This is a genomic window from Metamycoplasma orale ATCC 23714, assembly GCF_000420105.1.
Taxonomy (GTDB): domain Bacteria; phylum Bacillota_I; class Bacilli_A; order Mycoplasmatales; family Metamycoplasmataceae; genus Metamycoplasma; species Metamycoplasma orale.
On the sequence record NZ_ATUH01000012.1, the window covers coordinates 1 to 17,099 of the forward strand.

Annotated in this window: 14 protein-coding genes and 3 tRNA genes; 16 read left to right on the forward strand and 1 reads right to left on the reverse strand. The window is 26.2% G+C overall.

What is annotated here, in order from left to right; all coding sequences use genetic code 4:
* The 14 genes from F795_RS06810 to F795_RS0102760 all read left to right on the forward strand — a co-directional run.
* The coding region (locus tag F795_RS06810) for a hypothetical protein (protein ID WP_022936192.1) at positions 1 to 210 on the forward strand (210 nt) is incomplete at its 5' end.
* 327 nt (positions 211 to 537) lie between these two features.
* On the forward strand, positions 538 to 2,223 hold the full coding sequence (locus F795_RS06815; RefSeq protein WP_022936193.1) for an APC family permease: 1,686 nt from the start codon (positions 538 to 540) through the stop codon (positions 2,221 to 2,223).
* 120 nt (positions 2,224 to 2,343) lie between these two features.
* The gene (gene ychF / locus F795_RS0102705) at positions 2,344 to 3,441 is read left to right on the forward strand and encodes a redox-regulated ATPase YchF (protein WP_022936194.1); all 1,098 of its coding nucleotides are present in this window, start codon (positions 2,344 to 2,346) and stop codon (positions 3,439 to 3,441) included.
* 60 nt (positions 3,442 to 3,501) lie between these two features.
* A tRNA-Trp gene (locus tag F795_RS0102710) sits at positions 3,502 to 3,575 on the forward strand.
* A gap of 38 nt (positions 3,576 to 3,613) precedes the next feature.
* The gene (locus F795_RS0102715) at positions 3,614 to 4,165 is read left to right on the forward strand and encodes a DJ-1/PfpI family protein (protein WP_022936195.1); all 552 of its coding nucleotides are present in this window, start codon (positions 3,614 to 3,616) and stop codon (positions 4,163 to 4,165) included.
* 2 nt (positions 4,166 to 4,167) lie between these two features.
* Positions 4,168 to 4,692: a tRNA (cytidine(34)-2'-O)-methyltransferase gene (locus F795_RS06820; protein ID WP_022936196.1), complete on the forward strand. Its 525-nt coding sequence runs from the start codon at positions 4,168 to 4,170 to the stop codon at positions 4,690 to 4,692.
* Positions 4,693 to 4,713: 21 nt separating this feature from the next.
* Entirely contained in the window at positions 4,714 to 5,538 is an 825-nt protein-coding gene (ylqF, locus tag F795_RS06825) for a ribosome biogenesis GTPase YlqF (RefSeq protein ID WP_027120298.1), read from the forward strand.
* A 17-nt stretch (positions 5,539 to 5,555) separates the two neighbouring features.
* Positions 5,556 to 7,724: an SGNH/GDSL hydrolase family protein gene (locus tag F795_RS06830; RefSeq protein WP_022936197.1), complete on the forward strand. Its 2,169-nt coding sequence runs from the start codon at positions 5,556 to 5,558 to the stop codon at positions 7,722 to 7,724.
* A gap of 77 nt (positions 7,725 to 7,801) precedes the next feature.
* Positions 7,802 to 9,415: an ABC-F family ATP-binding cassette domain-containing protein gene (locus F795_RS06835; protein ID WP_022936198.1), complete on the forward strand. Its 1,614-nt coding sequence runs from the start codon at positions 7,802 to 7,804 to the stop codon at positions 9,413 to 9,415.
* A gap of 71 nt (positions 9,416 to 9,486) precedes the next feature.
* Positions 9,487 to 10,803: a C1 family peptidase gene (locus tag F795_RS0102740; protein WP_022936199.1), complete on the forward strand. Its 1,317-nt coding sequence runs from the start codon at positions 9,487 to 9,489 to the stop codon at positions 10,801 to 10,803.
* A gap of 69 nt (positions 10,804 to 10,872) precedes the next feature.
* Complete coding sequence (gene lgt / locus F795_RS03570) at positions 10,873 to 11,853, forward strand: prolipoprotein diacylglyceryl transferase (RefSeq protein ID WP_022936200.1); 981 nt, start codon at positions 10,873 to 10,875, stop codon at positions 11,851 to 11,853.
* Between the two features lie 30 nt (positions 11,854 to 11,883).
* Complete coding sequence (locus tag F795_RS0102750; protein WP_022936201.1) at positions 11,884 to 12,801, forward strand: NAD(P)/FAD-dependent oxidoreductase; 918 nt, start codon at positions 11,884 to 11,886, stop codon at positions 12,799 to 12,801.
* A 39-nt stretch (positions 12,802 to 12,840) separates the two neighbouring features.
* A tRNA-Tyr gene (locus F795_RS0102755) sits at positions 12,841 to 12,924 on the forward strand.
* A 5-nt stretch (positions 12,925 to 12,929) separates the two neighbouring features.
* A tRNA-Gln gene (locus F795_RS0102760) sits at positions 12,930 to 13,004 on the forward strand.
* 85 nt (positions 13,005 to 13,089) lie between these two features.
* On the opposite strand, the gene F795_RS0102765 is transcribed toward F795_RS0102760, so the two are convergent.
* Positions 13,090 to 13,638: a deoxycytidylate deaminase gene (locus F795_RS0102765; protein ID WP_022936202.1), complete on the reverse strand. Its 549-nt coding sequence runs from the start codon at positions 13,636 to 13,638 to the stop codon at positions 13,090 to 13,092.
* A 229-nt stretch (positions 13,639 to 13,867) separates the two neighbouring features.
* On the opposite strand from F795_RS0102765, the gene F795_RS06840 reads away from it, so the two are divergent.
* Positions 13,868 to 14,050, forward strand: coding sequence for a hypothetical protein (locus tag F795_RS06840; RefSeq protein WP_022936203.1), 183 nt, complete (start codon positions 13,868 to 13,870; stop codon positions 14,048 to 14,050).
* 279 nt (positions 14,051 to 14,329) lie between these two features.
* The gene (locus F795_RS06845) at positions 14,330 to 17,095 is read left to right on the forward strand and encodes an OppA family ABC transporter substrate-binding lipoprotein (RefSeq protein WP_022936204.1); all 2,766 of its coding nucleotides are present in this window, start codon (positions 14,330 to 14,332) and stop codon (positions 17,093 to 17,095) included.
* Positions 17,096 to 17,099 lie beyond the last annotated feature (4 nt).

Genomic DNA, 17,099 nt, shown 5'->3' on the forward strand with positions numbered 1-17,099 from the left:
TATGCATCATGACAAAAAGGTAGTGATGAAAATTGAAATGGTTTATTTAGGAGATTCTTTCCTAAAGGAACAGATTTCAATGATATATCACCTGAAGAAATACAAAGAGTAACAACCCTAATAAATAAAAGACTAAGAAAAACTTTAAACTATAAATCAGCTGAAGAACTATATGTTGATGCTTATAATAAAACCATAGAATCATTGTAATATAGAAAATCATAACCAAAAAATACAGCAATTAAAAAATTGCAATTTTTCGTTTGCAATTTTTTAATATTTTAATTTGTTTGTAATAGAATAAAGTTATAAGCAACAAGCGTTGCACTTCATACTTCATTCAAGCAAACCATACACATATTATTATCACTGTGTGTGGTTTTTGTTTTTAACTTTTAGAAAGATACAAATTTTATTCATTTTTGCAAGTAAATATTAAAAAAATTCCTTGCCTTTGTAATATAATTTTTATGATATATTCACGGAAATTGCCGTAATATATCATTAAATATATATTTAATCGAAAGGAAAAGCGATATGAGCGACGAAAAATTAGTTGTGAATGAAAGCCCTAAGAAAAAGATAAGCTTCTTCTCAGCAATTTTAATCGTTTTAGGTGGTTCAATCGGTGCTGGTATCTTCTTAAGATCTAAATCAGTTCTTAAATACTCAGCAAATAACCTTATTTGAGCTATCTTAGTTTGATTAATTGCTGGTTTTGCCATTATTTGCATGGCATTGGCTCTCATTGAAGTTGCGTCAGGACGTAACGACAACTTAGGTATGATCGGATGAGCTAAAGCTTTTAATACACTTTATATTTATAAAGGTACAAAAGCATTTATGACTTATTTATATCTACCATTTACATACTTCTTCATGCCATACTATGTTATTGTTCAATTCCAAGATGGACTAAGTGCATTTAACGGCGTTAAAATTGATTTTGGCGGAAGTCATTTAGCTCCTTGATTCTATTTCTTAATAGGACTAGGATTAACTTTATGAATGTTATTTACAGCAGGTATTTCTTCACGTGCTGGAAATATTCAAAACTGAATAGTAACTTTAATTAAGTTCTTACCCATAGTACTTGTAGTATTAATAAGTTTCTACTTAATTGTAAATAATGCAGGTACTACAAACAGTAAACTTGTTTTAAACAAAATAACCAAGAGCACGTTATTTAATAAAGATGCTACTACATTATTTGGATTATCTCCATTCTTAGCAGTATTTGGAGCATTAGGTGGAATATTCTTTGCATTTGATGGCTTCTATGTTTCAGCTGGTGTTCAATCAGAAATGAAAAACCCAGAAAAAACTCCTGCTGCTTTAGCTATTGGTCTTGCATCAATGACTGGTATCTATGTTGTTATTGCAGTATTTATGACCCTTGCAGCTGGTAGTGGTGGATTCTATGACTACTTCTCATTAATTAGTGCAAAATGATTATGATTATTTGGTTTAGTTAACATATTCATTTCAGTTGGTATTGTCGGAATTCTTAATGGTTTCACAATGTGAGCAACACGTTGAATCGAAGATTTAATCAAAGAAGGTGAATTAACTGTTCCTGCTCCAATTTACAAATACATGAAAAATACTAAAATGCCTATTGTTGGAACATTATTCATTTTAATTATTTCATTACCATTTATGGTTATCTTTACTGCTATTGGTGCATATGCATACTTTGACGGTAGTGATTATGGTACAGGTTACGGTCACAAAATTGGTGAATTATTAAGTTTCTCAGACTTAATGGCTGACTGAATGGCTGTATTCGCATTTGCATTTATCATGGCATCTGTTGGTGGTGCAATCAAGAACAGAAAACAAAAATTCATTGCAGTTGTTGAAAACAAACATACTATTTGAGCTGGATCAGTTGCTATGGTATTTGTATTATTAACCATGGTATTTATGGTATTAAACCCATTTGTTTCATGAATTTTACAATTAGCAAAAAATAACTACAAAGATGCTAGTGGAAAATTAACCACTGACTTCTTAGGTGCAGTATGTGCATCAGCTTTATTTATAGTATATACAACCGTAGCATTTGCTTCAACCCCAATTGAAAAAGCAATTGTTATGGCACAACAAAAATCAATCAACAGTAAACTTGGTAAAGTATCAGGAAAAGAATTAGACGACTTAATGTTAGCTAAAGAATTAAATGACTTAGCTGTTAAAACATTTACTGAAGCTCGTGTATAATAATTCATATTAAATACTTAAAGGTGACACCAGAAATGGTGTTGCTTTTAATTATTTTTTTAAATAAAAAAATAATGTTAAAATTAATTTATATATTCTTATATTTATTAAGGAGTAATTATGTCATTAAAAGCTGGTATTGTAGGTCTTCCTAATGTAGGAAAAAGTTCATTGTTTTCGGCTCTTACCTTAAATGAAGCAGAGTCTGCTAACTATCCTTTTACTACTATAGAACCTAACGTCGCTATAGTTCCATTAAAAGATAAAAGACTTTATGAACTTGCTAAAATTGTTTCTTCAAATAAAATTGTGGAAGCAACATTTCAATTTGTTGATATTGCGGGTCTTGTAAAAGGAGCTTCTAAAGGTGAAGGTTTAGGAAATAAGTTTCTTTCTAATATTCGAGAAGTAGATGCAATTGTACATGTTATTAGATGCTTTGAAAATGAAAATATAGTACATGTTTCTTCTAAGATAGATCCTATAGAAGATCTTAAAACAATTAACTTAGAACTTATTTTAGCCGACTTGCAAACTATTGAACAAGTAATAAGTAGAACCTATAAAAAGGCAACAAGCGATAAAGTTGCTAAAGTCGAATATGAAACTGCTAAGAAAATAAAAGATGCTTTAGAAAATGAAGTTTTAGCAAAAGACATTAGCTTAACTGAAGAAGAAAAACACATCGTAAAGTCATATCAACTTTTAACAATTAAACCAATGATATATATTGCTAACTTATATGCTGATGATTTTAAAAACTTATCTAATGCAAAGCATTACAACAATCTAAAAAAATATCTAGATGAAAAAAATGAAATTCTAGTACCTATTTGTATTAAACTTGAAAAAGAAATTTCACATTTAGATGAAGAAGAAAAAGAAATGTTTTTAAGTGAATATAATATTGAAGAATCAGCAATTAATAAAATTATTAAAATATCTTTTAAACTTTTAAATTTAAGTACATATTTTACAGCAGGCGAAGTTGAAACTAAGGCTTGAACTTTTAAAAACGGTCAAAATGCCTGCGAATGTGCTGGCATTATTCATTCAGATTTTGAAAAGAAATTTGTCAAAGCTGAAATCATTAAATATGACGACTATATTAAATATAATGGTGAAAAAGGATGTAGAGAAAATGGAAAAATTAATATAGAAGGTAAAACATATTTAATGCAAGATGGTGATGTGTGTTATTTTAGAATAGCAAAATAATTTTTTCTTTTATAATTTAAATACTTGTAATTTATTTCTTAAGTAGTAAATTACAAATTTAGGGGATTAGTTTAGTGGTAGAACTGAGGACTCCAAACCCTCTGGCGTGGGTTCAATTCCTACATCCCCTGCCATATGCTTTTTAGCAATACCGAAAATTTAAGGAGTTAGTATGAATTTATTAGTACTTATACATAACAAATTTAATGATATTGAATATACAACAACATTATCAATAATTAATTCAGCTAAACTATTTAATAAAATAGTTCATTATAATAAAGATGCAATAATTGCAGAAGGACAAAGCTTTGTTTCAAAAGTGCAAACCCAAAATCAAGAATTAAACTTAGATGATTTTGATGCTATTTTTATTCCTGGTGGAGCAGGAGCTAAAGAATTAAGAAATGATAAAAAAGCACTTAGCATTATTAGATATTTCAAGGATAACAATAAATATATATTTGCAATATGTGATGCGCCAAATGTTTTATATGAAAATAATATTTTTAATGATGAAACTATTTATTCATCATATCCATTAAGAGATAATTTTAAATTTGGCAAAAACCGTAATGAAAATATAGTGAATACATTTCAAAAAATTGTTACCGGAAGAAGCCCAGAAGCCGCGCTATATTTTGGTATAGAAATTGTTAGATTATTAAAAGGTAATGAATATGCTAATGAATTTCAAAAGTACTTGAAAGGTAGATTTAACTAAAAATGATTAACATAATTTTATATGAGCCTGAAATTAGTCCAAACACTGCAAACATTATTAGAACTTGTTTTGCATCTAAAGCAAAATTACATATCATTAAGCCAATTGCTTTTGATTTACATCCACATTGATTAAAAAGAAAAGCAGCCGGACATTTCTTAAGTGAAATTGAACATGAAGTGCACTATTCTTATGATGATTTCTTTAATAAATATGGAAATAAAAATATTTATTACATTACTAGATATGGATTAAAAACATATAGTGATATTAAATTTAGCAAAGAATTAGAAGAAACAAATGAACTTTGAATAATGTTTGGAACAGAAAGTACTGGCATTCCGAAAAGAATAATGCAAACAAAAATAGATAACTGTTTGAGAATTCCTATGAATGAAGAATGTCGTTCTTTAAACCTAGCTAATTCAGTAGCTATAATTCTATATGAAGTACTAAGACAAAACAATTTTAAAAATTTATCTAAATTTGAAGTACAAAAAGGTAAAGATTTTATTTTAAAAAAATAAAAACTAGCAGAAAGGAAAAAAATGTTTAACTGATATCCAGGACATATGGCAAAAACATTACGCGAAATCAAAGAACAACAAAAGATTTTTGATCTTTTTATCATTCTTTTAGATTCACGTATTCCTTTAACTAGTTTTAATCCAGAACTTTATAAAATTATTAATCAAAAGCCTATTTTATTTGTTTTTACTAAAGCAGACAAAGTAAATAAAGACAAACTTAATAAATATATTTTGGAAAATTATAAAGAGTATAAATCTTTAATTCTAAATTTAAAATCAAGTGATGCTTATAAAAAACTTTCAAGTAAAATAAATGAATTTTATTTAGAACTAACAAAGAAAAATTTAGCTAAAGGTAAATTAACTCCAAATATAAAATGTGTTGTAATGGGTATTCCTAATGTTGGAAAAAGCACACTAATTAATTTACTTTCTCATTCATCTTCAACAAAAGTTGGTAATATGCCCGGAGTAACTAAATCAAGACAATGAATTAATTGTGCTAATTTTATGCTTTTAGACACCCCTGGTGTATTAATGCCTAAAATAGAAAATGATATTATAGGTGCTAAATTAGCCATTACTAGTTCTATTAAATTAGAAGGTTTAAACAAAAAAGATGTTCTTTTTCATATTTATAGATTACTGTCAAATATAGTCCCTAATGAACTTTTAAAATTAGGATTACAACCTTTAGATAAAGATGAAGATATTTATCAAGAATTACTTAAGTATGGGCAAAACAATAAAATGTTATTAAAAAATAATGAAGTAGATATTAATAAAGTTATAAATAAATTAATTAAACATTTTCAAGAACTAAATAATATAATTTATGATTAATTAAAAAAAGGTAAAAAATGGACAAAAAGAATTTTTATTCAATAACCCCTAATAATAAAAATATTATTAGAAATAATATTTCTTATACTGCAATAGGCGACGGATATGCTGCAGGATATAATTCAAAATTAGGTTTTATTGCTAATGGAATGTTAAACAATGAAGGAGAACTTTCAGGGCTTAGTTATCCTAGTTTTTTTGCTTCTCTTTTATTGAAAAACAAATCATTTAAACTTAATTCTTTTAAAAACTTTGCAATGCCTTTAACAACAATTCAATTTTGAAACTCTTTAATTTTAAATAATAAACCTGAACTTTTAAAACAACAAAATATATTAGACTTTGTTCAAGCAGGGGATTGAAATGTATTAAATCCATTTAGAAATTATTTCTCGGATCAATTTAAAAATTGAAATGTTAAAAAAGACGATTTTAAAATCGTTCATGAAACAATTAAATCTGCTAACCTTTTAACTTTATCTATTGGTTTTACTGACTTTTTATTAAATATGCCAATTACAAAAATTTTAGCTTTCACTAAAAGTAGTAATAAAAATGTTGAGTATATTAAAGAAATAGAAGACTTTTTTAGTAAAACTAACCAAAAAATAAAACAAGATTTAGATCTATTTTTAAAAAATTTAAAATCTATAACAAATGCAAACATTGTTTTTGTATCATATATAGATCCATTTTTTTATTTTAATAATTTGCTTGATGAATTATTTACATTAAAAGAAAAAGTATACAATCCTATTAAAAATGCATTTTTAGAATTTGAACAAATTCAAAAAGAGATTTGCGCAAAGTATTCAATTAACTTTGTTAATTGTTATGACAAGACATTTTGAAAAAATAATATTGAGTATTTAGCAGAAAATATTTTTTCTTTACATCCTACCGAGGTTGGTTATAAAAAAATAGCTTATGATCTTTATACTAAATTATTTATTGACAAAGACCAAATTATTTATGATATTAATTCTGAAACTATAATTAGAAATTATATTTGTGATAAAGAATATTGAATTAATGACATACATTCACGTCAAAAAATATTTGACTTAAAAATTAAAACTTTAGATTTATTTAAAGAGGTTTATGGAAATAATTTAAACTATAACATTTTAATTAACGATGAGCTAATCTTAAAATACAAAGACATTTTATATCCATTTCTAAGAATGACTCCATACTTTAATGCATATATTAGGTATTACAATAATGATATTCTTGATTTTGTTGCTAAGGGTTTAGAAAAGAAATTTGAAGATTCACTTGCTAAATATGATTCAATAAAAGAATTACTCAAATATTTAGGTGATGCAAAATATAGTAAGGAATTATTTTTGACTTTAGCAAAAGATAATAAGTTTGAAAAATTTTTATTTGTTGTACAAAAGAAAATTTATAAAGATCATAATACTTTTAAGAAAATTACATTAGTTGCACTTAAAAAAGTAATAAAAGAAGTTTTAGTTGATAATCAAAAGCTTTCTTACGATATTATCAAACAATTATTTAATTCTAAAATAATTGAAAATAACAAAGAACAAATATTAAAATTGTCTGAAACCTTTTTAAAAGATTTTATGCAAACAGATATATTAGATCAAATTATTAATTTTAAATTAAATAAGCAATATGAGAATATAAGAAAATATTTATCTAATTTATCTACTTTTATTGAACTTGCTAAGTTCTTAGTAGAATCTATTGCTAATCACTCTTTATTATATTCGCCATTAGATACATTTGATGAATTTTCAAAACATTGAATTATTAACAACAAATATAATATTTTATATTTATTAAATAAAACCTTCTTTGAAATATCGTCAGATGAAAAAATAAAAGAAACAGTTGAATTTATAAGAGAATGTATTTATGATTTTGTTCCTCATCAAATTATTAAAGGCAACGATGAAAGAGCATTGACCCTTGCAATAGAAGATATTTTAGTAACATTAAAATCAAATCCTAAAAATTTAAATAATATTTTTCTTAATATTCTAAATAAACTTAAATCATTTTCTGTTTTTGATTATGTAACTAAGAAAAGAAAACAAAAACCTATTTTTAATGTTAGGTCATTAATCACTACTAATAATTTACTATTTTTAACATTTAAACTAGCAAAGAACTTTATAAAAATTAAAAATATTATTCGTAAGAACAAAATCTAACTTTATTTAAAAAACTAAAATTACCTTATAATTAATAAATTAGTTATAAGGTTTTTAATTTTAAAAGGAGGATTAAAATGTTAGAAGTAAGTAATTTATCAAAAGTTTTTCCTGACAAAAAACTATTTACAAATGTTAATCTTAAGTTTTTACCAGGAAATGTTTATGGTATTATCGGTGCTAATGGTGCAGGAAAATCAACATTTTTAAAAATACTTAGTGGTGAAATTGAACCAACTGAAGGGCAAATTATTAAAGACAAAAATGCAAGGTTATCAGTACTTTCACAAAATCAAAACGAATTTGATGATTTTAATGTAACTGAAGTTGTTATTATGGGTAATAAAGAACTTTATGGTCTAAATATAGAAAAAAATAAAATATATGAAAACCCTAATGCGACAACCGAAGATTACGAAAAAGCTAGTTTGCTTGAACAAAAATATGGTGAAATGGGCGGATGAAATGCAGAAAATGATGCCCAACAACTTCTTGCAAGTTTAGGGATAGAAAAAGAAAAGTGAAACTTATTAATGAAAGAATTAAAGGCTAGTGAAAAAGTTAAAGTCTTATTAGCTAAAGCACTATTTGGAAATCCCGACATTTTAATAATGGACGAACCGACTAACCGTCTTGATCTTAAAGCAATTAAGTGGTTAGAAAACTTTTTAATAGATTATGATCACATCGTTATTGTAGTATCACATGACTCAGATTTCTTGGATCAAATTTGCACGCATATTATTGATATAGATTTTTCAGAAGCAAGACAATTTGTTGGTAATTATTCATTTTGAAAATCTTCTTCAGAACTTTTATTAGATATGAAGCAAAAAGCTAATTTGAAAAAAGAAGAACAAGCAGCAAAGCTAAAAGAATTTATAGCACGTTTCTCAGCGAACGCTTCTAAATCCAAACAAGCAACTAGTAGAAAAAAATTGCTAGAAAAAATTGAATTCGAAGATATTAAACCTTCTTCTAGAAAATATCCATTTATTAAATTTGATTTAAATAGATTACCCGGAAAACAAGTTTTAAATGTTGAAAACTTAACATATAAAAACGAAAAAGGCGAAACCTTATTTGAAAATGTTTCTTTTACTTTAAAACCTAATGACAAAATGGTTATCATTGGTGAAGATGACATTGCTAAAACTAGATTATTAGAAATACTAATTGGCAAAATTAAACCTACAAGTGGAAAAGTAAATTGAGGAATTACTATTACGCCTAATTATTTTCCAATGAATAACTTAGAATATTTTCAAAATGATGAAACCATTTTAGAATGAATTAGCAAATGACCATTAAATAATAGTACTCAAGAAACTAAAGATAATTCTGATTCAAGAATGCGCGGTTTTTTAGGTAGAATGTTATTTTCTGGAGATAGCGTATTTAAGAATATTAAGGTTACTAGCGGAGGTGAAAAAGTTAGACTAATGTTTTCTAAACTTATGTTAGAAAAAAGTAACTTTCTAATGTTAGATCAACCGTTAGATCACTTAGATGCTGAATCAATCGATTCACTTATTAACGGTATTAGTGAATATAAGAGTTCATGCATATTTACAACTTATAATCGCGCAATGATTAAACAATGTGCAAATGTCATATTAGAAATTAAGCCAAAAGAAAGTTTTTTATTTTATGGTGATTTAGAAGAATATGAAAAGGCAATGGGATATTAGTTAAAAAAGTAATATAATATTAAAATTATTTAAAATGAAAATTTTAACTATTAATACAAAAGGAGAATATTATGGAAAAAGAAATTAATTTAAAACTTATAGAAAAATTTGAAAAAAAATATGCTAAAAATCAAGGAAATAAAATTATAGAAAATGCTATTATCAAAAATGGTATAAGAGATTCATCTCTTAATAATGAATCAGTAAAGAAACACCCATTTACTTTTTCAGTTGAAACTAAGGTTGGTGATATAACAAACCAAAAAAGAAGTGGAAGATGCTGAATATTTGCTTCTCTTAACATGGCTAGATTAGCTATTATGAAAGCACTTAATGTAGAAAGCATAGAACTTTCACAAAACTATGTTGCTTTTTATGATTATTTAGAAAAAGCTAATAGATATTTAGATTTTATGATTAGAGAAGGACTAAAGTTAAATACAACTGATAGATTATTTGAATACTATAATGATAACCCGGTTGATGATGGTGGATATTATGAATGATTTATTGATCTTGCTAAAAAATATGGAATTGTAACTAAAGATGCAATGCCTGAAACTTTTCAAAGTGAAGATACACACTTTATGTTTTGAGAAATTAATTGAAGACTAAAAGCTTATGTTGCTAAAATGAGAGCTGAAAAATTAAGTGAAGATGAGTTATATGAACTAAAGGAAAAAGCATTAGAAGATGTTTATATTATTTTAGTGAAATCATTAGGTAAACCTCCTAAAGCATTTAAATTTGAATATTATGATAAAGATAAAAAATATCATTCTTTAACTTCAACACCATTTGAATTTTTTGATAAATATGTAAAAGAAGAATTGAAAAATAAAGTTACTATTATTTCAGATCCTAGAGATATTTATCCTCTTAATAGGCTATTACATTCTAAATATGTAAATAATATTGTTAATGGACAAGGACTTTTAAAATTAAACGTATCAATTGAAGAACAAAAGAAAGCTATTATTAGTTCTTTAAAGGAAGGAAATGCTGTTTGATTTGGATGTGATGTTGGAACATATAGTTCAACTAAGTTAGGAATTATGGACGCTAATTTATATAGCACTGATTTAACTTTATGTCCAATTTTAGAATATTCTAAAAAACAAAAATTTGAATTAGGTGCTTCTGTTATTTCACATGCTATGAACTTTGTTGGTGTTAATTTAGATGAAAAAGAAAAACCAATTAACTGAAAAGTTGAAAACAGTTGAGGCGATGAAGTTGGTAAAAAAGGTATATTCTCAATGAGTGATAAATGATTTGATGAATATAGCTATGAAGCAATTGTGGATAAGAAATATCTTTCTCCTGAAGCTTTAAAAGGTCTAGAAGAAGAAGCTATCGAACTTCCACTTTATGACCCAATCATGTAATTATGATTTTAAATAACAAAATAATATAAAATATTATTGTATTAATTCAAATAATTAGAAAGGAAAAATATGCCAAAAGATTGATCAGGTATTCAATTGCAAGTTGGTAAAGTTTATGTTTATTCTTTAACAATGATGCTTGGAATGCTTTGTGCTATTTTAACTGTATGATATTTTTGAAGAAGAGAAAAATATGATTTGAAGCAACTTTCAATTTTAATATTTATTGCTCTTCCTACAGCTATGATAGGCGCAAGAACATTTTTCATCATTCAACAAGCAATTGATAAAAATTGAGATACAGTTAAGAGGTTTTGAGCGATTTGAGAAGGTGGACTTTCAATTCATGGTGGGGTTATCTTCGCAACATTCTCGGTCATTATGTATTTGAGGTTTTCAAAAGAAGGAAAAAAAATAAGTTTTAGAAAAGCATTTTCTATTATTTTGCCAGCAGTTTTAATTGGACAAGCTATTGGGCGTTGAGGTAACTTTGCTAACCACGAAATTTATGGTGGTATTATGAGCGTCGATAGTTTTGCATTTAAGATTCTTACTCCAACAATTAGAAATCATATGTTTATAGGCGGACATTATAGATTACCTTTATTCTTATATGAGTTTTCAGCAAATTTAATTGCATATATAATAATTGTTTGAGTTCTTAATTTCTATAATTGATTAAGACCAGGAACTACTGGTGGAATTTATATTCTATACTATGGAATAATTAGAGCTGGTATGGAACCATTACGTGATGGAAGTTATACAATATATAAAGTTATTGCAAGCTTATATATTATTGGTGGGCTTACATTAATAATATTATTTGAATTTATAATAAAATTAAACTTTAATGTCTTTAGAATTCCACTTTCTAAAAATGAAAAATTAGGTAAAATTTTCTATTTTATTGTTTATGAAGATAAAGTTAAAAATATTGATGTAAGTATTGAAGAAAATGATCAACCTAAAAAAGAAAGTTGAATAAAAAGATTAAAATTAAAAAAGAAGACAAACAATAATGAATCTTCTTTAGGAGTTACTTCTTAAGAAGTACTTCTTTTTATTAAAGGAGATAAAATGGAAAATAACTATGAAAAATACGACACTATAATAATAGGAGCTGGTCCTGCTGGTTTAACTGCTGCTTTATATTTAGCAAGAAATAATGTTAATGTATTAGTAATTGAATCATATATGCCTGGTGGTAAATTAGCTGAACAATCAGAAATTTCTAATTACCCAGGCTTTAGCAAAATTAGCGGTGCAGACTTAGCAATTTCATTTTATAAGCAAGCAAAAGATAATGATGTCAAATTTTTATTTGATAAAGTTATAAGTTTAGAAAAAACTAAAGATATATTTTTAATTACTTTAGGTTCATCAAAAATTTTACAATCAAAATATGTAATTATAGCAACAGGAATGCAAAATTTAGTACCTAGTGAAATAATTAACATTGATACTTTTAATCATAAAGGAGTTTCATATTGTGCTATTTGTGATGGGCCAGTTTATAAAGACAAGGTTTGTGGAATTATAGGTGGAGGAAACTCTGCTTTTGAAGAAAGTTTATTTTTGGCTTCAATAGCTTCTAAGGTTTATATATTTGTCAGAGATAAAATTATTGCTGAAAAGAAAATTGTAGATGCTGTTTATAAAAATAAAAAGATTAAAGTTTTATTAAATAGTACTATTAAAAAATTAGAAGGAACTAATTTCTTGCAGAAAGCGATTGTAAATGTTGATGGCCAAGAACAAACATTTGAATTGTCTGCATTATTTCCGTATATAGGTTTCAAACCTGCAACTTCATTTATTAAAGATAAATCTTTATTAAATGAAAGAGGTTTTATTATTGTTGATGAAAATATGAAAACAAAAATACCTAATTTATTTGCTACAGGCGATGTAATTGTTAAGTCAATTAGACAAATTACCACTGCTACAAATGACGGCACAATAGCAGCAAAAATAATTAACACAAGAATTTCTTAAAAATATTTTTTTTTAATTTATAATTATTTTGTTAATTTTGGAGGGGTAGCGAAGCGGCCAAACGCGGGTGGCTGTAACCCACTTCCTAACGGTTCGGGGGTTCGAATCCCTCCCCCTCCACCATTAATTGCCCTATAGCCAAGTGGTAAGGCAGCGGTTTTTGGTACCGCCATCCGTTAGTTCGAGTCTAACTGGGGCAGCCATATCAAGTGCCAATAATGAAATGCTAGAGTTTTACCCTAGCATTTTTTATTTAATATAACTAAAAAATAGACTGTTTTGAACAATCTATTTTTTAATTTTAAATTCAATATCAAATTTAGGTTCTAATTTAACTATATCCACTTTAAAAGTTTTCAAAATTTTTTCACTAGCTTCATGGTCTTGACTATCAGGAACATAATCGGTTTCATATATAACTTTAGCTATTTTTGATTGTACTAATAATTTAGCACAATTGTAGCATGGAAAGTGTGTTACATAAATAGTAGAACCTTCTTCTATATTAGAATTAGTAATATTTGCATTTATAATTGCGTTTTGTTCAGCATGTATTACGAAAGTATATTTTGAGTTTAAAACATCATCTTTATCTTTAGGTCTATCTCAAGAAAAATATTCATCATTATTTTTTCTGGTTTCATTTACACCTGTAGGCATGCCATTATATCCAAGCGATACTACATATTTATTTTTATTTACTATGCAAGCACCTACTTTAGTGTTTGGGTCTTTTGATCTAAAAGCTGATAACTTTGCTAATGACATAAAATATGCATCTCACTTAATATTGTTTTTATCAGTAAATATTTCTTTTAAATTATCTTCAATTTTCATTTTAAGTTCCTTAGAAGTTTAATAACTTATTATTATATAACAAAAATAATAAAAAATAGACTCCTCAGAATCTATTTAAGGATTATTATTTGAAATATGTTTTAAGTAAAACACGGATAAGACATTAACTAAGTTAATCCACCTTCATGAGATGAATTAATTAAATAATACACTATTTTATTAAAATATGTTAAAAATAGTGTAAAATTTTTTATGTAAAAGGTTAAATATGAAAAAGAATCAAAATATAAACTTAAACTGATTTAATTCAAACAACTCAACAGTTGCTATTTTTTCATATTCAATTATTAACACAATTGCTAAAAACATTTTTTCACACAAGAATATTATGACAAATATTTTTGCCGGAATGTTTAACAATGGAGTTAATAATGAAACCTTTACTATATAACAATTTAACAATTTATAATTTAAAAACTAAATATATGGCTTTTCGAGGAACATAATTCTTCTATTTTTAATTTTACAAATTTAAAAATTAAGGATATAGAATCGAAAAGATTTATTAAAAATAACTCAAAAAGCCAATAAAAATATATTTAAAAGTAATAAAAATACAATTTTACAATACATAATTTAAAAAATCAGCCTTAAAAAAGGCAAAAAAGTTTATAATATTAATATTTCTATAAAATAGAAAAAAATTTCTTATTTTACAAAGGAGAAACAAATGAAAATAAGCAAAAAATTTAAGCAGGTTCTATTAACTGCAATACCTTTAACAGTATTGTCTACCTTGCCTCTTTTATCTGCAAGATGTGATAAAACTAATTACAATATGATAAATAAGAGACTATATATAAGAACACTTAATGCTAACTTACAAAAACAAGCGTGAATTAATGATGCTTCACGTACTTTTGGGGCAATGCAAGATAATTTATCTCACCATTTTATCGGTGGACTTTTAGTTAGAAAATCAGGTTTAAATGAACCTACTATTGAAACTTTAAAATTACCAACAGGACCAGTTTCAAAAATTTCTAAACCTACATTTTATAAAAACAAACTAGAATATGTTAAAGAATTTATTTTAACTATTGATGGCGAACAAAAAATTTATGATAATGATGAAGCTGAAATTTTGCCTGAAGGAACAGAAGAAATTAATGGTAAAAAATATTACACCGATATTTCGGTTCAAGCTTTATCTAAAAATGCTAAATCAATAAATAATCCAGAATTTTATAAAGATCTTGAAAAGGCTTCTAAATTACAATTTACATTAAAAGAAGATGTTTATTGATCAGATTATAAAGGTCAAAAAACTAAATATAAAATTAACCCTAAAGACGTTTATTATTCATGACTTAGAACTGTTACATTAAATAGATCTTTAAGATATAATCCTGCTTATGGTGGGTCAGAAGCTTTGGATAAATTAATTCATGATAATTTATTAGATGTTGAAGCATCTGATTTAACAAAAAATGAACAAGGATATCCTAATGAATATTTATATGGAATTTTTAATGTAAACTCTGCAAATTTCTATAAAGAAGACAAATTTATTACTGATGCTACAATTAACTCAAAACAAGTAAAAGCAATAACAATTGATAAAAAAGATGCTTCCAAAAAAGCTGATTTTAAAAACTTCTTTATTTCATGTTTATTAACAGGCCAAGATTTTATATTAGCACCTTCAGAATATATTGATGATGTTAATGCTAATGGAATTAAAGCATATAGTTATAAAGGTTTAGCGGCATCTCCTTCTATAAATGCACAATTAGAAGCTATTAAAGATAAAGTGTTTGGTAAAATTGGCGGATATTGATATGGTATTCATGAAAAAACTACTTTATTTGCTGGACCTTATTATGCTTTAGAAATCACCGGTACAGATAAAGACTTCAAATTAAATGAAAACTATTGAGACCAAGAATGAGTTAAATCTACAAATAAAATAAACGAAATTATTTGAAGATATGCATCAAGTACAACACAAACTACCGATGAATTTGCTAAAAATAATTTTATTAATTACCAACAATTTGCAACTACAGAAGCAGATTATTCATTGTTAACTCCTGCAAATAAAACAATAGTTAATAAAAATGTTAAAAAATATGGTTTAAGACAACTTAAACCTTCAAATAAACTAAACCCACGTCAAAGATTTATTACAACTTCACATTTAAACTTAGCTGTTGCTGATTCTAAGTTTTTAAATGATGCATATTTAAAAATTTCTTATAATGTTACTAAAGACGATATTAAAAATGGTAAACAATCACTTAGTGATTATTTATCAAATGGACCTTTATCATTTAGAAGTATTTTAAATGCCGCAGTTAACTGAGATGCTTTCACTAATACATTAACTAATAATATTGGTAGACCATGATTAGTTAAACTTGCTGAAGATGGTGCTATCGGTGGTTTAGACCAAAATACTGCAAGCCATACTACATTTAAATCTTTCTATAATGAAATTAACTCTTTATTTGCTTTTGATAAAGATGGAAACAAAATTGAATTTTCTAAAACAAAAGATAGATTTCAAATCTCACCAGAAGATAATCAAAAATCTTTAGCTTCAGCTGCAAAGGTTATAGACCAATACAAGTCAGCTGGATTTGATGAATTAAAACAAAAACTTGCTGAATTAATTGCAGACTTTGATGAAAAAAATCCTACATTAAAAGGACAAAATTTTGAATATACTTGATTCTTCCAATATGTTAATGTTGATCCAAATCTTGAAGTTGCAATGAATTCACTTTGCGATTTATATGCTGAATTAAACCCAAGATTGAAGTATAAATTTGTTAGTGTTAAAGATGGAAATGACCCAGATCTTAATGCAGTTAGAAATAAAGATATAACTGGCCAAACTTTTGCTAGCTGAAGTTATGATTTTGACTTATCAGCATCTGGATTTGATAGTCTTTCATGAAATGGATCATTATTATCTATTTTAACTTCATTAGAAGATCCAGCAAATGCTGCATTAAAAGCAAAATTTGAAAATATATTCCCTGAAATGGCTAAGGTTGCTGCTGCATTTAAAGCATACGGTATAGCAAACCCATGAAACGTATCTGTTCCTGTTGATAAACTTCATTTAGTAGAACCAACTCAATACAAAGATTTTAGAAATGACGGATATAACTATGTTTGAAAATTACAAGATGGTAAGTATGTAAGAGATGGAGATAATGAATATCCTGATGCTACAGAAATTTATGGTTATAGTGCAAAATTCTGACTTAATTATACTGGCACACAAACAAATGAAAACATTATGAAATTAGTTAATGAGTTAGCGACATTCTTTAGAATTGACCCTCAAACTGGACATAATGTTATTTCTAAGAGTGAATATACACCATTTCTATTAAATAAATTTTATCATCGTCCAATTATAACAGGTGAAGTATTACATTATAGTGATGTTAAGGTAGACAAAGCGCCAAATGAAAAAAAATAATTTA